Source organism: Vibrio sp. V15_P4S5T153 (genome assembly GCF_963874485.1).
In the GTDB taxonomy this organism is placed as follows: domain Bacteria; phylum Pseudomonadota; class Gammaproteobacteria; order Enterobacterales; family Vibrionaceae; genus Vibrio; species Vibrio anguillarum.
Map to the genome: position 1 here is coordinate 272602 of NZ_CAWNHR010000020.1, position 19441 is coordinate 292042.

Here is a 19441-nt window from a genome sequence, read left to right on the forward strand (position 1 = left end):
TACACATAGGGTGTTGTTGCCCTTTTTTTAACCGCTTGAAGCATAAACTCCATTTTTTTATAAAATACTCCTTGTCAGCATGGGATGCATTCGTTAGTATTGCGTCCGCCTTCGTTGAGGAGGTCGCTAGCCTTGTTCAAGTCAGTTGATAAGAACGGCGCTGGCTCAACTATTTGGAACATAGGTGGAAGTAATGTTTACAGTTCTACTTGTGATTTACCTGTTGGCAGCGCTTGGTATCATTGGCCTAGTGTTAATTCAACAAGGTAAAGGCGCAGATATGGGGGCCTCTTTCGGTGCTGGCGCGTCAAACACTGTGTTTGGTGCTAGTGGCTCAGGAAATTTCCTAACCCGAATGACTGCAATTTTTGCAACCGTATTCTTCATTCTTAGTTTGGCATTGGGCAATTTGTCTACGCATAAAACTGAATCACAATGGATTGACCCAACTAAAGGTCAAGTGATTGAGCAAACTACGGATACAGCGAGTGACGTTCCAGTAAAATCTGGTGACGAAATCCCGCAATAACTTATCTTAGATAAGTACAAATAATTGCCGAGATGGTGAAATTGGTAGACACACTAGCATGAGGTGCTAGCGCCTTAGGTGTGAGGGTTCGAGTCCCTCTCTCGGCACCATTATTTACAAACTTGTAAATCACTTGATAGAGCGTATAATGCTCGCAAGTCGGACGCGGGGTGGAGCAGCTTGGTAGCTCGTCGGGCTCATAACCCGAAGGTCGTCGGTTCAAATCCGGCCCCCGCAACCAATTCTTTTTGGGTTTTGGATGCAAGTTTGTGCAGTGTCAACCTCACTGCAATTGAGAATTTAGATTCTCAATCATCAGGGTCCAGCAACAAAAAACCCCGACTAATCGGGGTTTTTTGTTATCTGAGTTTCTCAAGTATGAGATTTTCAGATAGTTGCTTGGAATTTAAATTGGGCTCTGTGCCCTTTTTTTGTTTCTGGAGTGGTTTAAATGACTGGTTTAGAAAGACAACTTACTGAAATGCTTGACGCTCCAGTAGCGGCATCAGGTTATGAGTTAGTTGGATTAGAATTTATTCGTGCCGGAGAGCACTCAACATTACGCATCTATATTGATCATGAAAACGGTATTAACGTTGATGATTGCGCAGAAGTGAGCCATCAAGTGAGTGCTGTGCTCGATGTTGAAGATCCAATTTCTGTGGCTTACAACCTAGAAGTTTCTTCACCAGGTTTAGAGAGACCACTTTTTAAAGCAGCGCATTATGAACAGTTTATTGGTCACGAAGTCAGCATCGTTTTGAAAATGGGTGTCGGCAACCGTCGCAAATGGAAAGGAATTATCCATTCTATTGATGGCGAAACCGTTGCAATTAGCGTTGATGGGAAAGAAGAACTATTTGCGCTAAGCAATATTTCTAAAGCTAACCTGATCCCTAAATTTTAGTTCTCCTAGAGAAAAGAGCTTAAGAGGCTAGATTAAATGAGTAAAGAAATTTTAGCGGTAGTTGAGGCGGTTTCGAACGAGAAGGCCGTACCTCGTGAGCGTATTTTTGAGGCGCTTGAAACTGCGCTTGCCACATCAACAAAGAAGAAACATGAAATTGAAGTCGATGTACGTGTTGCTATCGACCGTAAAACGGGTGAGTTTGAAACTTTTCGCCGTTGGTTAATCGTTGAAAATGTTGAACATCCAACAAAAGAAATTTCATACGATGCAGCTAAATACGACGACGAAACAGCTGAACTTGGTCAATATATTGAAGATCAAATTGAATCAGTGACCTTTGACCGTATTACAACACAAACAGCAAAACAAGTTATCGTACAAAAAGTGCGTGAAGCTGAACGTGCGCAAATCGTCGAACAGTTTATTGATAACGAAGGTGAGTTGGTTACTGGCGTTGTTAAGAAAGTAAACCGTGATTCGGTTATTCTGGATTTAGGTAATAACGCTGAAGCGGTTATTTTACGTGATGACCAGCTACCGCGTGAAAACTTTCGCCCAGGTGACCGAGTTCGTGGTCTGCTATATGCGGTACGTCCTGAAGCGCGCGGATTCCAACTCTTCATTACTCGTTCAAAACCAGAAATGCTCGCTGAGCTATTCCGTGTAGAAGTGCCAGAAATCGGTGAAGAGCTGATTGAATTGAAAGCCGCGGCTCGTGATCCGGGTTCGCGTGCGAAAATTGCAGTCAAAACCAATGACAAACGCATTGACCCTGTGGGCGCGTGTGTCGGTATGCGTGGAGCACGTGTTCAAGCCGTATCGAGTGAACTTGGCGGTGAGCGCATTGATATCGTTCTTTGGGATGATAACCCAGCCCAATTTGTTATCAATGCAATGGCACCAGCAGATGTTGCATCGATCATCATGGATGAAGATACGCACTCAATTGATATTGCTGTTGAAGCGGATAACCTAGCGCAAGCAATCGGTCGTAATGGTCAAAACGTACGTCTCGCTTCTCAACTGACCGGTTGGGAATTGAATGTTATGACGGTTGCTGATCTACAGAAAAAACATCAAGAAGAGTCGATGGCTTCTATTGAAAACTTCATGAAGTATCTTGATATTGAGCAAGACTTCGCTGAGTTATTGGTTGAAGAAGGCTTCTCAACGCTTGAAGAAGTGGCTTATGTACCAGTTGCAGAGCTACTTGAAGTTGACGGCCTAGATGAAGATATCATCGAAGCATTGCGTACTCGCGCGAAGAATGCGTTGACCACGATTGCGCTAGCACAAGAAGAGTCTTTTGAAGGGCTAGAGCCAGCAGAAGATCTGCTCGCACTAGAAGGTTTAGAGCGTGAAATGGCCTTTAAACTCGCAGCGAAAGGCATAGTCACATTAGAAGATCTTGCTGACCAAGGTATTGATGACCTCGAAAATATTGAAGGTCTAACAGAAGAACGCGCAGGTCAACTGATCATGGCAGCGCGCAATATTTGTTGGTTTAGCGAAGAAGAATAATTCTCAGCAAGAGGAGAGAGCGGCATGACACAACTTACAGTTAAAGCACTGAGTGAAGAAATTGGTACGCCAGTTGACCGCTTGTTAGAACAACTTGCTGATGCAGGCATGAACAAAACGAGTTCTGATAACGTTTCTGATGATGAAAAGCATAAGCTACTGTCACATCTTAGAAAAGAGCACGGTGATACCACTGGTGACTCAGAGCCGACTCGTTTGACGTTGCAGCGAAAAACACGCAGCACATTGAGCGTCAATGCCGGCGGCGGCAAAAGTAAGAATGTTCAAGTTGAAGTGCGTAAAAAACGTACCTACGTTAAGCGCAGTGCAGTAGACGATGAAGCAACACGTGAAGCGGAAGAAGCCGCGCAACGTGAAGCACAAGAATTAGCAGCGCGTGAAGCACAAGCAAAAGCAGAGCGCGAAGCCGAAGAAAAAGCAAAGCGTGAAGCCGAAGAAAAAGCGAAGCGTGAGGCACAAGAGAAAGCGAAGGTTGAAGCACAAACGAATGCAACAGCTAACGCGGATGAGAAAGCAAAACGTTCTGCAGTGAAACCAGAACTTTCTGCTGAAAATAAAATGAAGCAAGAAGCAGCGCGAAAAGAAGCCGAAGAGCTTAAACGTCGTCAAGAAGCCGAAGCATTACGTAAAGCTGAAGAGGAAAGTCAGCGCCAGCTAGAAATAGCACGTGAATTGGCTGAGAAGAATAAAGAGCGTTGGTCTGCTGAAGAAGAGAAAAAGGGTAGTATGGAAGAAAATACAGATTACCATGTTACGACTTCAACGTATGCACGTGAAGCCGAAGATGAAGCAGATCGCCGTGAAGAAGGTGCTAGCCGTAAATCTACGAAAGCTAATAAGAGCAAAATCTCATCTCAGGATGATAAGCAAGAGCGCGGTACGCGCCGAGGCAAAGCTCGTAAAGGTCGTATGGCTAAACCTGCATCGATGCAACATGGTTTTGATAAAACAGCGGTTGTCGCTAAGCAAGATGTTGTGATCGGTGAAACGATTGTTCTTTCTGAACTGGCAAATAAAATGTCAGTGAAAGCAACTGAAGTTATCAAAGTGATGATGAAGATGGGCGCAATGGCAACCATCAACCAAGTGATCGACCAAGAAACCGCGCAATTAGTCGCTGAAGAAATGGGTCATAAAGTTCTCATCCGCAAAGAGAATGAACTGGAAGAAGCGATCCTTTCTGACCGTGATAACAAGTTTGAAGCAGTGCCTCGTGCGCCAGTTGTGACTATCATGGGCCACGTTGACCACGGTAAGACATCAACACTTGATTACATCCGTCGCACACACGTTGCATCAGGCGAGGCCGGTGGTATTACTCAGCACATTGGTGCTTACCACGTTGAAACACCAAACGGTATGATCACCTTCCTTGATACTCCTGGACACGCTGCGTTTACTTCAATGCGTGCTCGTGGTGCTCAAGCGACAGATATCGTTGTATTGGTTGTTGCAGCAGATGATGGCGTAATGCCACAAACGGTTGAAGCGATTCAACATGCGAAAGCGGCGAATGTGCCACTTATCGTTGCAGTAAACAAAATCGATAAAGATGGCGCGAACCCAGATGGCGTGAAAAATGAGCTTGCTCAACACAACATCATTCCTGAAGAGTGGGGCGGTGAGAACATGTTTGTTCACATCTCTGCGAAACAGGGAACCAATATTGAAGGCCTACTAGAAGCTATCCTACTTCAAGCTGAAGTTCTTGAGCTTCATGCTGTTAAAGATGGTATGGCGTCTGGTGTGGTAGTTGAGTCTCGTCTTGATAAAGGCCGTGGTCCTGTGGCAACCGTTCTGGTTCAATCAGGAACACTACGCAAAGGCGACATCGTACTGTGTGGTCAAGAATATGGCCGTGTTCGTGCGATGCGCGACGAAACTGGTAACGAAGTTACGGAAGCGGGCCCATCAATTCCTGTTGAAATTCTAGGTTTGTCTGGTGTTCCAGCTGCCGGTGATGAAGCAACAGTAGTTCGTGATGAGCGTAAAGCACGTGAAGTGGCAAATTATCGTCAAGGTAAATTCCGTGATGTGAAGCTTGCACGTCAGCAGAAATCTAAGCTCGAAAACATGTTCTCTAACATGACAGCGGGCGAAGTGGCTGAACTGAACGTGGTACTAAAAGCAGACGTTCAAGGTTCGGTTGAAGCCATTGCTGATTCACTGCGTAACCTTTCAACTGATGAAGTGAAAGTGAACATCGTGGGTTCTGGTGTGGGTGGTATCACAGAAACTGACGCAGTACTTGCAGCAGCTTCTAACGCTATCGTACTTGGCTTTAACGTTCGTGCTGATGCATCAGCTCGTCGTACTATCGAATCTGAAAACTTAGACCTACGTTACTACTCAATCATTTATCAATTGATTGACGAAGTAAAAGCGGCCATGAGCGGCATGCTAGCACCAGAGTTTAAGCAAGAGATCATTGGTCTTGCTCAGGTTCGTGAAGTATTTAAATCACCTAAACTAGGCGCAGTTGCTGGTTGTATGGTGACTGAAGGCGTTATCAAACGTAATAGCCCTATCCGTGTTCTACGTGATAACGTGGTTATCTACGAAGGTGAGCTTGAGTCGCTACGTCGCTTTAAAGATGACGTGCAAGAAGTGAAGAATGGCTACGAATGTGGTATCGGCGTTAAGAACTACAATGATGTTCGCGTTGGTGACCAAATCGAAGTCTTCGAAACAGTGGAAATTAAACGTACACTGGATTAATTGACTGACGTTGCTGTATTGAAATAGACAGTAATCGGTTGTTGAATACACCATGGGGGGCTGGGTTGAACCATCCCCCCATTCTTTCTATATGTGAGAAAAGATATGTCAAAAGAATTTAGCCGCACGCAGCGCGTATCCCAACAGCTGCAAAAAGAACTCGCCATGATCATACAACGTGAAGTCCGTGACTCACGCTTAGGTATGGTGACTATTTCAGAAGTCGAAGTGTCACGTGACCTTGCTTATGCAAAAGTGTTTGTGACGTTTCTATGCGTTGGTGAGCAGACCCCAGAAAGCTGCTTAGCTGCGTTAAAAGAGCATGAAGTTCATATCCGCATGATGCTTGGCAAACGTATTCGCTTACGTTTGACACCAGAAATTCGCTTCACTTATGACAATACTTTGGTTGAAGGTATGCGCATGTCCAACTTGGTGACTGAAGTGGTCAGCAATGATAAGCGCAGACAGAAAGATGCAGGGCGTGAAGATGAAGCGTCTGCAGAAGAAGGGAATGAATAGATGGCTCGTCGTCGTAAAGGTCGCCCAATCAACGGGGTAATTTTACTGGATAAGCCAACGGGTATCTCCTCGAATGATGCCTTACAAAAAGTAAAACGTATTTATTTTGCAGAAAAAGCCGGACACACTGGCGCGCTCGATCCTTTGGCAACAGGAATGTTGCCTATTTGCCTTGGTGAAGCGACAAAATTCTCTCAGTTTTTACTTGATTCAGATAAGCGTTATCGAGTCATTGCAAAACTGGGTGAGCGAACCAATACCTCTGATTCAGACGGAGAGGTAGTGGAAACACGCCCTGTCAATGTGCAATTAAATACCCTGCGAGAGTGCATCGAGCGTTTTCGTGGTGAAACCGACCAAATTCCGTCAATGTTTTCTGCACTGAAATATCAAGGCCGTCCTCTATATGAATACGCTCGTGAAGGCATTGATATTCCGCGCGAATCTCGAAAAATCACTGTCTATGATATTGAATTGATTCGTTTCGAAGGTGATGAAGTTGAAATGGATGTGCACTGTTCGAAAGGCACGTATATCCGCACTATCGTGGATGACTTAGGTGAAATGCTTGGTTGTGGCGCACATGTGACTATGCTGCGTCGTACTGCGGTCGCGAAGTACCCATATGAGAAGATGGTGACTTTAGAGCAACTTGATGCATTGCTGCAACAGGCGCTGCGTGATGATGTCGCACCGAAAAATGTGTTGGACTCGTTATTGATGCCAATGGACAGTGCGGTGCAAGATTTGCCGGAAGTTAACCTTATTCCTGAGTTGGCAGACATGGTACAACATGGCCAACCAGTGCAAGTGTTGGGTGTGCCACTTGATGGCACAGTGCGCATGACCATGGGTGAAGAGAAACTCTTTATCGGTGTGGGTGAAATTGACCAAGATGGTCGTGTTGCGCCTAAGCGATTGGTCGTTTTTAGAGACGAAGAGTCGCTTTAAATAGCTATTGCTTAACGTTGGGGATTTCCCTATAATCCCGGCTTCGCGTAGCGGCTGAATCAGAGATTGGCTGCTACACCTTTAAACTTACTCTTATTAGGAGAGCATTATGTCTCTGAATGCAGAAACTAAAGCGGCAATCGTTGCTGAATACGCACGTGGCGAAGGCGACACTGGTTCACCAGAAGTACAAGTAGCACTACTAACTGCTTCTATCAACCACCTACAAGGTCACTTCAAAACTCACAAAGGCGATCACCACAGCCGTCGTGGTCTACTACGCATGGTTTCAAGCCGTCGTAAGCTTCTAGACTACCTAAAAGGTAAAGATTTAGGTCGTTACCAAGACCTAATCAAACGTCTTGAGCTACGTCGCTAAGATCAGTTTGTTCAGAAAAGGGGCTTTTAGCCCCTTTTTTGTTATCTAAATTTGGCACAATCTCTCCTAAGTCGCTATACTACCCGCCGTTAAAGTGTGTTGTATGTACTTTAACGCTTCATACTCATAGCATTACAGTCACCGAAGTCGGCCAGCAGGTCGCGGCTATTAAAAGTAGCGTTCAGATACCAGTGGGAGCGGCAAGCCCAACGCTTTGTTTCCCGTGATATAGAGCCTATTTTTACTAGTCGCGATTCGTAATGTCTTGAGTGTTATTTCATTCAATCTAGAGGCAACTCTAGAGCAAGGATAAACAATGTTTGATAAACCAGTAGTGAAATCATTCCAATACGGTAATCATACCGTCACTCTAGAAACCGGCGTTATCGCACGCCAAGCTACATCGGCTGTTATGGTCACTATGAACGATACTGCGGTATTCGTTTCTGTTGTTGGTAAAAAAGAAGCAGTAGAAGGTCAAGACTTCTTCCCTCTTACTGTTAACTACCAAGAGCGTACTTACGCAGCGGGTAAAATTCCAGGTGGCTTCTTCAAGCGTGAAGGTCGTCCATCAGAAGGCGAAACTTTGACTGCGCGTCTGATTGACCGCCCAATTCGTCCTCTTTTCCCTAATGCATTTAAAAATGAAGTTCAAGTCATCGCGACAGTGATGTCTGTAAACCCAGACGTTCAACCTGACATCGTAACTATGATTGGTACTTCAGCAGCACTTGCTATCTCTGGTATTCCATTCAATGGTCCTATTGGCGCGGCGCGCGTGGGTCACATTGATGGTCAATTAGTGCTTAACCCAAGCATGACCGAGCTTGCTGTATCTCGTCTTGATCTTGTAGTTGCAGGTACAGACAACGCGGTACTGATGGTTGAGTCAGAAGCGGATAACCTAACTGAAGAAGAAATGCTAGCAGCGGTTGTTTACGGCCACGACCAACAACAAGCTGTGATTAAAGCGATCAATGAATTTGCTGCTGAAGTTGCCACTCCAGCTTGGGATTGGGTTGCTCCTCAAGAGAACACAGTACTTAACAGCAAGATCGCTGAACTAGCAGAAGCTAAGCTTGTTGAAGCTTACAAAATCACTGAAAAAATGGCTCGTTACGACCGTATTCATGAAATTGCTGCTGAAGTAAACCAAGTGATTCTTGCTGAAGATCCTGAAGCAAATGCGAAAGAAATCCACACTATCTTCCACGATCTAGAGAAGACGGTTGTACGTCGCAGTATTATTGCTGGCAACCCACGTATTGACGGTCGTGAAAAAGACATGGTTCGTGCGCTAGACGTACGCACTGGTATTCTTCCTCGTACTCACGGTTCTGCACTATTTACTCGTGGTGAAACTCAGGCAATCGTAACCGCTACTCTTGGTACTCAGCGTGATGCTCAAATCATCGATGAGCTAACAGGTGAGCGTAAAGATAACTTCCTACTACACTACAACTTCCCTCCATACTGTGTGGGCGAAACTGGTTTTGTAGGCTCTCCTAAGCGTCGTGAAATCGGCCACGGTAAACTGGCTAAGCGTGGTATCGCTGCCGTTATGCCTTCAGTGGAAGAGTTCCCATACACAGTTCGTGTAGTATCAGAAATCACAGAATCTAACGGTTCATCTTCAATGGCTTCGGTATGTGGTACTTCTCTTGCTCTGATGGATGCAGGTGTACCTATCAAGTCTTCAGTTGCAGGTATTGCAATGGGTCTTGTTAAAGAAGGCGATGATTTCGTTGTTCTTTCTGACATTCTTGGTGATGAAGATCACCTAGGTGACATGGACTTTAAAGTAGCGGGTACTAACCAAGGTATCACTGCACTGCAAATGGACATTAAGATCGAAGGTATCACCAAAGAGATCATGCAAATTGCACTAAACCAAGCACAAGGTGCACGTAAGCATATCCTTTCTGTGATGGATCAAGCGATCTCTGGTGCTCGTGCTGAGATTTCTGAATTTGCACCACGCATTTACACCATGAAGATCAGCTCTGAGAAAATCAAAGACGTGATCGGTAAAGGTGGTGCTGTGATCCGTGCTCTAACTGAAGAGACGGGCACAACCATCGAAATCGAAGATGACGGTACAATCAAGATTGCGGCAACCGATAGCGCTCAAGCTAAAGAAGCGATTCGTCGCATTGAAGAGATCACGGCTGAAGTTGAAGTCGGCGCTATCTATACTGGTAAGGTCGCTCGTCTGGCTGATTTTGGCGCGTTCGTTAACATTCTTCCTGGTAAAGATGGTCTGGTACACATTTCTCAAATCGCGGATCAACGCATCGAGAAAGTCTCTGATTACTTGAAAGAAGGCCAAGAAGTTCAAGTTAAAGTACTTGAAATCGACCGCCAAGGCCGTGTTCGTCTAAGCATGAAAGAAGCGGTAGAGAAACCAGCTGAAGAAGTTGTTGCAGCACCAACGGCTGAATAAGGCCACTTTAAGCTTGAGAAGCACGGCGCTTTAGTCGCCTTTTCAACATAAAGCATGATATAAAGGGAGCGTTATTCGCTCCCTTTTTCATGCCTAGATTAATGCGATACACCCACTTATCTTGGGCTTTGGGGTACACAGGAGTTTTATTTGTGAAATGGTTTCCAACGGCCGTATTGAGTGCTTTGATACTGATAATGTCGGGCTGCGCGTCAACTCAACATGGCAATCAAAGTCAATGGGTATACCCTCCGATGGCAGTGCCATTGCAGTCTTCATTACAGCAACAAGTTCAGATAGCGCGTTTGACGCAACTGCTACAACGTACTGATCTACCTGATGATGTGCGGGCTAAAATGTTTTATGAGCGTGGTAACAACTACGACAGTGTTGGGCTACGCACTTTAGCACGTTTAGATTTTGAGCAGTCACTCGCGCTTAACCCGGCGCAGCCTGATATCTTTAATTTATTAGGCGTGTATTACACGCAAGTCGCAGAGTTTGATGCCGCTTATGAGGCGTTTGATTCGACATTAGAACTTGAACCTGAGAATTTTTACGCTGAGCGTAACAGAGCCATCGCACTTTATTACGGCGACCGTACAGAACTTGCGCTGGAAGAGATTCGCGCACATTATCAACATGACCCTAGCGATCCCTTTCGTGCATTGTGGCTATATATTATTCAAAGTGAAAGCGAGCCTTTGCAGGCACGTGTGGATCTCTTCAATCGCTATCAAGTTCGAGATGATCAATGGGGATGGCTCTTGGTTGCGTTAACGCTTAAAGAGATATCGGAAGAGCAAGCTTTTAAGATGATCTTAGAAGAAGGCAGCGGTAATGCGATACAAGCACAGCGTTTAACTGAAGTCTATTTTTATCTCGCTAAGCGTTACCAACAAGAGGGAAATTACGCGCACGCGATCGCCTTGTACAAGCTTGCGTTGTCATTTAACGTCTACGAATATGTTGAGCATCGATACGCTTATCTTGAATTGGGGAAAATTTTCCAGCAAGTAAGAGCCGACTATTTAGCTAAGGCGAAAGCTGAGCAGCCAGAGTCTCAGCAATAAGTACCTTATTATATCCTTTTCCTTAAAGCCGCTGACTTTTTCAGCGGCTTTTTTGTTGCTTAACGATCTAAAGATCCATAAAATAGTTAGCCTTGATAACCATTTTAATTTGAAAAGCAGTGAAACTAGAAGCTAACTTAGAAAAATTAGAGCGTTTTAGTGCCAAAATCTGGCGTCGGTATAGCAAAGCTGATCCCATTTCACAATTGAGCTTTAATGAATATGATTACCTTAAAGTGATTCAAAGCTCTTCTTTGCCACTGCGCTTAACTGATTTAGCCAATGAGATGGAAGTGAGTAAACCATCGGTATCAAATATGGTTAAAAGGCTTAAAAATAAAGGGTTGGCTCAGACGGCACAATGCCAAGATGATGCGCGTTCTTACCGAGTTTCTCTCACCGATACTGCGCGTGAGCATTTAGCGGATGAAGCGAAAGTGTACGCTGTTGTCGCAGAGCAAGTGACTAAGCATCTCTCGGAAGAAGAAGCACTGTGTTTTAATATGTTGTTATCCAAAGTATTACTTTAATTTACTTATATAGTTAGCTTTGCTAACTATGGTGTCTGTTATGAAAAATTCAATTTACCGCCAATTTTGGCGCTATACCATTCCGACCGTGGCAGCTATGTTAGTCAATGGCTTGTATCAAGTGGTGGATGGTATTTTTATTGGTCATTATGTTGGTGCTGAGGGATTGGCGGGCATTAACGTTGCGTGGCCTATTATTGGCTTTATTTTAGGGCTTGGCATGTTGGTGGGCGTTGGAACCGGTGCTCTGGCTTCGATAAAGCAAGGTGAAGGGAACATAGCTGCAGCTAAGCAAGTGCTTGCTACTGGTCTATTGTTGCTTGTGATGCTAGCTCCCGTGGTGGCGACAATTCTATGGTTTCTTGCGGACGATTTCATTGCGTGGCAAGGCGTTGAAGGACGAGTCTACGAACTTGGCTTGCAATATTTGCAGGTATTAGTGATCGCTTGTGTCTTTACGCTTGGCTCTATTGCGATGCCTTTCTTGTTACGAAACGACGACAGCCCTAATTTAGCCACATTACTGATGGTGAGTGGTGCGATAATCAATATTCTCTTTGATTATCTGTTTATTGCCGTTTTACATTGGGAACTTACTGGTGCCGCCATAGCAACGGCACTCGCACAATTAAGTGTGACTGTATTGGGCATAGGCTATTTCTTTTCGACGCGAGCCAAGTTGCAGCTGTCACTCTCGGTGATGAGGGTGCAATGGTCGTTGTTACCTAAGATTGTTGCGATTGGTACTTCAAGCTTTTTTATGTATGCCTACGGTTCGATGATGGTAGCGGTGCACAACAGTCTATTTGCTCACTATGGCAGCGCAGTACTTGTTGGGGCATACGCGATATTAGGCTATATCGTCACGGTTTATTACTTAACGGCAGAGGGCATCGCGAATGGTATGCAGCCGTTAGTTAGCTTCAATTATGGTGCTAAAAACTATCTTCATATTAGAAAACTGCTCAAAATTGCAATGAGCATTGCCGTGCTTGGCGGGCTGGGTTTTGTGGTGCTGCTGAACTTGTTTTCCACTCAGGTTGTTGCGGTCTTCAATTCAACTGACCCGCAATTGATGGCAAGCGCTGTGCTGGGCTTAAAACTGCATATGTTCGCGCTGTTTTTGGATGGATTTTTAGTTGTCGCCGCCGCCTTTTATCAAGCGACCAATCGCGGCAGTAAGGCGATGTTTGTCACCATTGGTAATATGGCGATCCAACTACCGTTCTTGTATTTGTTACCTAAGTTATATGGTGTGACTGGTGTGTGGATTGCCTTCCCCATTTCCAATATTGCGTTAAGTTTGGTGGTGGGTTTGATGTTGTGGCGAGATTTGCGTGCACTACCTTGTGATAACGCGAAGCAAACCGTGTTCGCTTAACAAGAGCCTCCCCCTTGTCTATAGGGGGAGGCTACGCTCAGCTTTGTTGAATCGCTAGGCCCGGTAATTGGTGCCAATAGCCGTTACACTGGTGATTGGTTAAAGGGGAGGGATGCTCTCCTTTTTCATTGGCCTTGAACTGCGACAGATGCTCGAATGTCTCAAGACCTAGTGGGCTTAAACGAACGACATCGACTAATCCCGCCATACTTGGTAAATCATTAGCAAGGTTATAGCAATAGCCCGACTGGGTTTGGATACCGTTGAGGTTAAATACCGCTTGGCCTTCTTGGCTGTGAACCTGAATTCCGGTTGGATACTTGATACAGCAAGTCTCACATTCATCCTTCGCGCGATTTTCAGCCCGTGCGGTAAAGCAGCGTGCGGAGTAAGCCAGTGGCAGGTATCCGTGGCTAAAAACTTCTACTTCAAACTGGTTTTTGATACCAAGCTCATCACATTGTTGCAATACATTGATTAGCCAATCACGGGAGAGTTCAACAGGCATGCACCAACGGATCATCCCTTGCTTTAGGAACAGTTGCAGTGTGCGCGCGTTGTAAGCATTCACGGCGGGCCCAACCACAAAAGGAAGGCGTTTTTCACTGGCGAGTTGAATCGCCGAAACGTCATTTGCTTCAATCGCAAAATCGCCATTCTCAATATACTTTTTCATCACATTGATTTCGCTCGGCGCTTCCAGTAGCGCCATGGTTGAGATCACAACCTGTTTACCCGCTTGTGAAAGCGCTTTGGCGATCTCAAACCAGTGTTGTGGTTTTATCTCACGTCGCTTGGAGCAGACCGATTCACCCAAATAGATCACATCAGCAGGGCTATTGATTGCCTGTTGATAAAAACTTTCTACCTCTTGTTTGGGCCAGAAATAGAGTAAAGGACCCAGCGCATATTTCATTCTCTTCTCCATTCTCTTATTGCCATTGGCGATGGTACGCGCCGAGTGTCGTTTGCGTGCCTTCAGAAACGTTGGCTAAGGCGGTATTCCAAGCCGTTTCTACTTGGTAGGCTTGTGGATTTGCTTGGTAGCGATCAATCGCCGCTCGCCAGGTTTTAGTCACTTGCTCCACATATGCAGGGCTACGTTGGCGACCTTCAATTTTGACGGAAGCAACGTTGGCTGCAAACAGTTCTGGTAATAGTGATAACGTATTTAAACTGGTTGGTTCTTCCAGTGCGTGGTAGCGTTTAGGTTGCCCATCGATCTGCGCTTCAAAACGACCTTTGCACAAGGTTGGGTAGCCTGCATTTTCTCCGGCTGCGTATTTATCAATCAAAATTTCGTTTAAGCGAGATTCCAAACCTGAGTCCGTTTCTTGCCAGCGGACGTACTTCGCGGGCGAACAGGCTCCGACAGTATTGGGTGATTCTCCCGTCATATAGGAAGAGAGATAACAGCGCCCTTCAGACATAATACATAAGCTGCCAAAGGCAAATACTTCAAGCTCGACGTCACTCATCATATTACGTGAGAGCTGTTTGACTTGATGGATTGATAGCACTCGCGGTAACACCACTCGCTTAATATTGAAATTCTGCTTATAAAACTCGATAGCGGCGACGTTGGTGGCGGAGGCTTGTACAGAAAGATGCAGTTCCAGATCTGGATATCGGTTAGCGGCATAATCCAATACCGCGATATCGGCGATGATCAACGCATCCACGCCTAAACTGGCGGCATTATCGACGGCGTGAGTCCAACGCTCGAAGCCATTAGGGTGGGCGAAGGTATTTAACGCGACATGAATTTTTTTATGGTGATCATGAACATATTGCACCGCTTTATCTAACTTCTTACCTGCAAAATTAAGGCCAGCAAAGTGGCGAGCATTGGTATCATCTTTGAAGCCGATATAAACCGCATCTGCACCACAATCGATCGCTGTTTTTAGAGCAGGCAGGTTACCTGCAGGACATAAAAGTTCCATTGATCCGTACGATATCTAAGGGAAAGTAGTGGTATTTTATGAAGCATTATGAATAGCAAATTTGATGTAAGGCAGGTTTGGGGCGAATAAACGAGATTTACTTATTTGGGAGTAGAACGATGACGACGATTTTGAACGAATAACTCTTCTACTTCCTGCCTTGGTTGTGGCCGATAAAAATGGAAGCCTTGAATTGAGTTACAGTTGAGATTAGAGAGTAGCGTGGCTTGTTGTTGGGTTTCCACACCTTCGGCAACGACCGTTAAGTTGAGTGATTTACCTAAATTGATGATGTTTTCAATGACGGTGATTTGTTTAGGAAGTGTATCGATATCCGTTATAAAAGCGCGGTCAATTTTAAGTTCATCAATCGGGAAGCGAGCGAGGTAAGAGAGCGAGGAATACCCCGTACCAAAGTCGTCAATGGACAGAGAAAAGCCCAGTTTTTTGATCGCGTTCAACATTTGCAAGGTGTGTTCGCTGTCGCTCATGACGGCACTTTCGGTCAGTTCAAATGTGATGCAGTTTGGATCAAGCTCCGTGGTGCGAAGCAGTTTTTCCATATAATCAATCAACTTCGGGTTACAAAACTGTTCTGGCGATAAATTGATCGCCACGCGACCTGGTAAAATGCCTTGCAGCTTCCAGCGTTTTACGGTCGAGAAGACATCACGCATCACCACTCGGCCTAAATGTTCAATCAGCCCAGCTTTTTCCGCGACAGGGATAAAAGCGCCCGGGTTGATATACCCTTCCACAGGGTGTTTCCAGCGCACCAAAGCTTCCGCACCATTGATGCTGAAGTCGCGAGCATTTACTTTCGGTTGATACCACACTTCAAGGCCATTTTGTTGCAGCGCTTTTTGCAGTTCAATTTCAAGCCATAAGCGCATGCGCGCTTCTTTGTTCATTTGATCGTTGAACTTAATCAGACGGTTTCTACCACGATCTTTGGCTTCATACATCGCCGTATCGGCGTTTTGCAACAATACGCGTGCATCGCTACCGTCACCAGGGTAGGCGACACTACCTATGGAGCAGGCTAAGCGTTTACTGAAATGGTGCAGATCAAACGGTTGGTTAATCAAAGAAATGATGCGTTCAGCCAACATTTCAGCGGCGCGACTATTTTCAGGATCAGGCAGTATTAGTCCAAATTCATCGCCGCCAAGGTGGCCCACAATCGCTTGTTGCGGTAGTAAACGTTTCAGCCGTGCTGAGACCTCTTTAATGACTTTATCGCCAATATGATGGCCTAAAGAGTCATTGATGTTTTTGAAGTTATCAATGTCTAAATAGAGCATCACAAGGGGTGTTTCATTTTGAATGAACTGTTCTAAACGTTTAGTGAAACCAAAACGGTTATACAAGTTAGTCAGCGAGTCAATGTGGATATCGGCATGCATAGTCGAAGACAACTGCTTAGGTGCATCTTCTGCATCTTGAATCAAAATCAGTTGTGAGCTGTTGCCCAGCACGACGGTGGCTCCAGCGTGCAGTTGAACTTTACGTTCAAAGCCACACTTTGGCCCAGTGAGGCAGACCAATGGTGCCCCTGCGAGTAATAAACTAAGTGGAGAGCTGAATACGGTTTTACTTTTTTCATCGACAAACAAGCGCGATAGCTCTTCACCAAGAAGCTCTGAGGTATTTTCAAAACCGAGTAAACGAGCCGATGCGGGGTTAGCAGAGATAATGCAGTCGTCATCGACCAGCAACAATCCATCGGGAAGCAAGCTAGTCAAGGTTGAAAACTTATTTTCCGACTCTTCTAATGAGCGAATGAGGATCTGTTTTTCGGAGGTGTCGATGGCGTGAAACACAATATTTTCGACTTTTTTATCACCCATGATAGGTGATAAAGAGAAATGCAAACTCGTTTCTAAATCGATCTCGTGAAGCGTCAGTTCGGTCTCAAGCGTTTCTCCTTGAAATGCCCGTTCATAATAGGGTTTGAGATGGCGGTAGAAATGCTCACCCAGAATTTGTGAGTCATTCATTCCAACCAATTCGGTCGTGCTCAAACCTGCAATATCACAATAGCGCTCATTGACCATCACATAGTTATGTTGATCGTTTAAGACAGCAAAAAAAAACGGACTGTTCGACGTGATTTTTGCAAACCAATGTTGTAAATGTTGCGAAGGCATCAAGCTACTACCACTCTCCAGAGCACTTATATTCATGAGGATGTTACAACGTAAGTAACACATTAACTATAACTTTGATTACTAAGCTAGAAAAGGTTCTCAAACAATGTACGTTTTTTGATGCATCACAGGAATTTGCACCCCCACATCCATTATGATTAGGTACTATTGCATTACAAAGTAACGGATAACGCTCGTGATTCACAAGATTCGTACTCAACTAGTTCAAAACGCCGCTTCAATTTTGCGATCCCCAGTCCACTTCTTACCGCAAGTTGTACAAAAAAAAGCCTTGCTAGAAGGGTTGAAAACTATATTTCATGAGGCTTTGCAAGAAGGTGACTTTGAATTTCTTGATGGGAAATGGTTAAAGGTTTCAATTCGCGATTTGAATTTGAATTGGTATATCAGCTATCAAGCGGAACAACTTGTTGTGTCTGATAAGACGGAAGTGGAAGATGTCAGCTTTAGCGGTAACCTAAATGATATGGTGTTGATTGCTGGTCGAAAAGAAGATCCTGATACGCTGTTCTTTCAACGTCGACTCTCCATTGAAGGGGATACTGAACTGGGGTTAGAGGTGAAGAACCTGATGGACAGTGTTGACCTAGAGCTTTTACCAAAACCGTTCCAGATGTTAATAAATCAGCTAGCAGATTTTGTGCATAAGGGCGTACAATCGCCAGTGACACAAAATGAGGTAATGAATGCTTATTCGAACTGAAGCGCCAGCGGATATCTTAGCGATTGACCGCTTATTAAAATCAGCCTTTGAGACAGATGCTGAAGCTAATTTGGTCATGACATTAAGGGAAAACAGCCATTTGACGCTCTCTTTAGTGGCCTGTGATGATGACGGCGAAGTCGTTGGCCATGTGATGTTTAGCCCAGTCTTACTCAATGGTGAAGACTTAAATTGGCAAGGGCTTGCACCGTTGGCCGTGAAAAAAGAGTGGCGAAATCAAGGTGTCGCCGCCTCGTTGGTAAAAGAGGGGTTAATCTGTTTGGCTGAGTTCGATTATCCAGCTTGTGTGGTTTTGGGTGACCCGGATTATTATCAACGCTTTGGCTTTAAAGAGGCGGCGAAATCTGATTTTCGTTGTCGTTGGGATGTTCCAGTTGGCGCGTTTCAGATCGTTGCATTAGTCGACGGCGAATTGAGCGGACGAGCGGGTTTAATTGAGTATTGCCCAGAGTTCAACGATCTTTAATCACCGTATTTCTATTCAAAACAGGGAGCCCAGAGCTCCCTGTTTACTTTTATGCCCTTCTCATTTGAAGCTGCCGTGGTGTTGGCTACGTTCGCTCACCCCAATCACATCGTTTATCTAGGCTCATGGGGATGAATTCACTTGCCGCCTATCTGCAACTTCAAGTTGTTTGGGCATAGCTCTTGAGTCATTGGATGATTAACGGTTTCTGTCTTGGCGCTGATTTGTTAGGATTGCGATGTTCAATGAGGTCATAAACAGATGTCACATCACGAAAATCAATATTTACAAGAAATGGGCATCCAGCGTTGGGAGCTTATCCATCCACAGTGGCTGGCTGGCTATCAACCCGATCCGGTGACGCTGCCGAGCACGTGCCGATTATTACTCGTTTCCCCCCAATACCCGCGACAAGGTGCTCTATTGCTGTTTTCAAGAGTATTGAAGAGTATGGGGCTCGAAATCAGTCAGGCGTGTCATCTTGAGCCTCACTCTCTTAGCCAACTCACAGGCTCCAGTATTGAATGGTTGTGGTTTTCAGGCTGTGAAAAGAAAGAAAGCCCGTTGACCCAGAAAGTGTTAACGTCACCGCCGCTAGTTGAGATAGATGGCAATACCGAGCTGCGCCGGGCGTTGTGGCAGCAAATTTGTTCTTATGAGTCATAAAACCATGAATATTGATGTTGTGCCTTTATCACTTCCTTATCTTGATGCTATTTGGTCTATTGAGCAGCAAGCTCACAGTTACCCTTGGGCTGAATCACTCGTACGCGACTTGGCGAGTCGTGGTGCATGCCACCATGTTATGTTGGTTGATGGCAAAGTTGTCGGTTATTTCTATGCACAGAATATTGTTGGAGAGGTGACCTTGTTGAATATCGCTGTGGATCCGCAGCAGCAAGGTAAGGGTTACGGAAAATTGTTGATGGAGTTTTTCTTAACTTACTGTGAAAAAGCGCAAGCTGAAAGTGCGTGGCTTGAAGTTCGCGAAAGTAACATCCGCGCTTATAGCTTGTACGAATCGCTGGGTTTTAATGAGCTCGATCGTCGAGTGAACTACTATCCCACTCCGAAAGGATCAGAAGATGCGATCATCATGAGCTACTATTTTTTGTAGCTTATTTTCCATCAGCAGATCGTTTGCAAACTCAGGTTT

18 protein-coding genes and 2 tRNA genes are annotated in these 19441 nt (G+C 45.1%); 17 read left to right on the forward strand and 3 right to left on the reverse strand.

What is annotated here, in order from left to right; genetic code table 11:
• Nucleotides 1-193: 193 nt before the first annotated feature.
• The 13 genes from secG to AACT42_RS22475 all read left to right on the forward strand — a co-directional run bounded on the left by secG (nt 194) and on the right by AACT42_RS22475 (nt 12978).
• Nucleotides 194-529 carry a preprotein translocase subunit SecG gene (secG, locus tag AACT42_RS22415; protein ID WP_010318534.1) on the forward strand — a complete coding sequence of 112 codons (336 nt, stop codon included), beginning with the start codon at nt 194-196 and terminating at the stop codon, nt 527-529.
• 26 nt (nt 530-555) lie between these two features.
• Nucleotides 556-639 (forward strand) — tRNA-Leu (locus AACT42_RS22420).
• A 54-nt stretch (nt 640-693) separates the two neighbouring features.
• A tRNA-Met gene (locus tag AACT42_RS22425) sits at nt 694-770 on the forward strand.
• Nucleotides 771-980: 210 nt separating this feature from the next.
• Complete coding sequence (gene rimP, locus AACT42_RS22430; protein WP_013857619.1) at nt 981-1436, forward strand: ribosome maturation factor RimP; 456 nt, start codon at nt 981-983, stop codon at nt 1434-1436.
• Nucleotides 1437-1472: 36 nt separating this feature from the next.
• The gene (nusA, locus tag AACT42_RS22435; RefSeq protein ID WP_013857618.1) at nt 1473-2960 is read left to right on the forward strand and encodes a transcription termination factor NusA; all 1488 of its coding nucleotides are present in this window, start codon (nt 1473-1475) and stop codon (nt 2958-2960) included.
• Between the two features lie 24 nt (nt 2961-2984).
• Entirely contained in the window at nt 2985-5699 is a 2715-nt protein-coding gene (infB, locus tag AACT42_RS22440; RefSeq protein WP_047690112.1) for a translation initiation factor IF-2, read from the forward strand.
• A 105-nt stretch (nt 5700-5804) separates the two neighbouring features.
• Nucleotides 5805-6221, forward strand: a complete 417-nt coding sequence (rbfA, locus tag AACT42_RS22445) for a 30S ribosome-binding factor RbfA (protein ID WP_026028089.1) — start codon at nt 5805-5807, stop codon at nt 6219-6221.
• Nucleotides 6222-7172, forward strand: a complete 951-nt coding sequence (gene truB, locus AACT42_RS22450; protein ID WP_013857615.1) for a tRNA pseudouridine(55) synthase TruB — start codon at nt 6222-6224, stop codon at nt 7170-7172. It abuts the gene before it with no gap.
• 109 nt (nt 7173-7281) lie between these two features.
• Complete coding sequence (gene rpsO / locus AACT42_RS22455) at nt 7282-7551, forward strand: 30S ribosomal protein S15 (RefSeq protein WP_010318921.1); 270 nt, start codon at nt 7282-7284, stop codon at nt 7549-7551.
• Between the two features lie 316 nt (nt 7552-7867).
• Nucleotides 7868-9994 (forward strand): polyribonucleotide nucleotidyltransferase, encoded by a 2127-nt coding sequence (pnp, locus tag AACT42_RS22460; protein ID WP_017043251.1) that lies wholly within the window; start codon nt 7868-7870, stop codon nt 9992-9994.
• 152 nt (nt 9995-10146) lie between these two features.
• Nucleotides 10147-11067, forward strand: a complete 921-nt coding sequence (gene nlpI / locus AACT42_RS22465) for a lipoprotein NlpI (protein WP_303396164.1) — start codon at nt 10147-10149, stop codon at nt 11065-11067.
• A 119-nt stretch (nt 11068-11186) separates the two neighbouring features.
• Nucleotides 11187-11597 carry a MarR family winged helix-turn-helix transcriptional regulator gene (locus tag AACT42_RS22470; protein WP_094132024.1) on the forward strand — a complete coding sequence of 137 codons (411 nt, stop codon included), beginning with the start codon at nt 11187-11189 and terminating at the stop codon, nt 11595-11597.
• A gap of 40 nt (nt 11598-11637) precedes the next feature.
• Nucleotides 11638-12978, forward strand: a complete 1341-nt coding sequence (locus AACT42_RS22475; RefSeq protein WP_141192820.1) for an MATE family efflux transporter — start codon at nt 11638-11640, stop codon at nt 12976-12978.
• 37 nt (nt 12979-13015) lie between these two features.
• Here the strand turns inward: AACT42_RS22475 and AACT42_RS22480 are convergent, their stop codons facing one another.
• From AACT42_RS22480 to AACT42_RS22490, 3 genes are all read right to left on the reverse strand, one after another.
• Nucleotides 13016-13894: a U32 family peptidase gene (locus AACT42_RS22480; protein ID WP_026028086.1), complete on the reverse strand. Its 879-nt coding sequence runs from the start codon at nt 13892-13894 to the stop codon at nt 13016-13018.
• Nucleotides 13895-13910: 16 nt separating this feature from the next.
• Nucleotides 13911-14924, reverse strand: coding sequence for a ubiquinone anaerobic biosynthesis protein UbiU (gene ubiU / locus AACT42_RS22485; RefSeq protein WP_010318915.1), 1014 nt, complete (start codon nt 14922-14924; stop codon nt 13911-13913).
• 101 nt (nt 14925-15025) lie between these two features.
• The gene (locus AACT42_RS22490; RefSeq protein ID WP_088728628.1) at nt 15026-17074 is read right to left on the reverse strand and encodes a bifunctional diguanylate cyclase/phosphodiesterase; all 2049 of its coding nucleotides are present in this window, start codon (nt 17072-17074) and stop codon (nt 15026-15028) included.
• A 196-nt stretch (nt 17075-17270) separates the two neighbouring features.
• Between AACT42_RS22490 and ubiT the strand changes: the two genes are divergently transcribed.
• The 4 genes from ubiT (at nt 17271) to rimI (ending at nt 19402) form a co-directional block, all read left to right on the forward strand.
• On the forward strand, nt 17271-17798 hold the full coding sequence (gene ubiT / locus AACT42_RS22495; protein WP_010318913.1) for a ubiquinone anaerobic biosynthesis accessory factor UbiT: 528 nt from the start codon (nt 17271-17273) through the stop codon (nt 17796-17798).
• Nucleotides 17782-18285 (forward strand): GNAT family N-acetyltransferase, encoded by a 504-nt coding sequence (locus tag AACT42_RS22500; RefSeq protein WP_094132022.1) that lies wholly within the window; start codon nt 17782-17784, stop codon nt 18283-18285. The genes ubiT and AACT42_RS22500 overlap by 17 nt, the downstream gene beginning before the upstream one ends.
• Before the next feature lie 261 nt (nt 18286-18546).
• Nucleotides 18547-18951, forward strand: coding sequence for a DNA polymerase III subunit psi (locus AACT42_RS22505; RefSeq protein WP_094132021.1), 405 nt, complete (start codon nt 18547-18549; stop codon nt 18949-18951).
• A gap of 4 nt (nt 18952-18955) precedes the next feature.
• Nucleotides 18956-19402 carry a ribosomal protein S18-alanine N-acetyltransferase gene (gene rimI / locus AACT42_RS22510; RefSeq protein WP_094132020.1) on the forward strand — a complete coding sequence of 149 codons (447 nt, stop codon included), beginning with the start codon at nt 18956-18958 and terminating at the stop codon, nt 19400-19402.
• Nucleotides 19403-19441: the final 39 nt, after the last annotated feature.

Bases quoted from the DNA above. Each gene is read 5' to 3' on its own strand.
- AACT42_RS22505 (WP_094132021.1), top strand. From the start codon at position 18,547: ATGTCACATCACGAAAATCAATATTTACAAGAAATGGGCATCCAGCGT.
- AACT42_RS22500 (WP_094132022.1), top strand. From the start codon at position 17,782: ATGCTTATTCGAACTGAAGCGCCAGCGGATATCTTAGCGATTGACCGC.
- AACT42_RS22475 (WP_141192820.1), top strand. From the start codon at position 11,638: ATGAAAAATTCAATTTACCGCCAATTTTGGCGCTATACCATTCCGACC.
- truB (WP_013857615.1), top strand. From the start codon at position 6,222: ATGGCTCGTCGTCGTAAAGGTCGCCCAATCAACGGGGTAATTTTACTG.
- ubiU (WP_010318915.1), bottom strand. From the start codon at position 14,924: ATGGAACTTTTATGTCCTGCAGGTAACCTGCCTGCTCTAAAAACAGCG.
- rimI (WP_094132020.1), top strand. From the start codon at position 18,956: ATGAATATTGATGTTGTGCCTTTATCACTTCCTTATCTTGATGCTATT.
- pnp (WP_017043251.1), top strand. From the start codon at position 7,868: ATGTTTGATAAACCAGTAGTGAAATCATTCCAATACGGTAATCATACC.
- AACT42_RS22490 (WP_088728628.1), bottom strand. From the start codon at position 17,074: ATGCCTTCGCAACATTTACAACATTGGTTTGCAAAAATCACGTCGAAC.
- rbfA (WP_026028089.1), top strand. From the start codon at position 5,805: ATGTCAAAAGAATTTAGCCGCACGCAGCGCGTATCCCAACAGCTGCAA.
- secG (WP_010318534.1), top strand. From the start codon at position 194: ATGTTTACAGTTCTACTTGTGATTTACCTGTTGGCAGCGCTTGGTATC.
- infB (WP_047690112.1), top strand. From the start codon at position 2,985: ATGACACAACTTACAGTTAAAGCACTGAGTGAAGAAATTGGTACGCCA.
- AACT42_RS22480 (WP_026028086.1), bottom strand. From the start codon at position 13,894: ATGAAATATGCGCTGGGTCCTTTACTCTATTTCTGGCCCAAACAAGAG.
- nusA (WP_013857618.1), top strand. From the start codon at position 1,473: ATGAGTAAAGAAATTTTAGCGGTAGTTGAGGCGGTTTCGAACGAGAAG.
- rpsO (WP_010318921.1), top strand. From the start codon at position 7,282: ATGTCTCTGAATGCAGAAACTAAAGCGGCAATCGTTGCTGAATACGCA.
- rimP (WP_013857619.1), top strand. From the start codon at position 981: ATGACTGGTTTAGAAAGACAACTTACTGAAATGCTTGACGCTCCAGTA.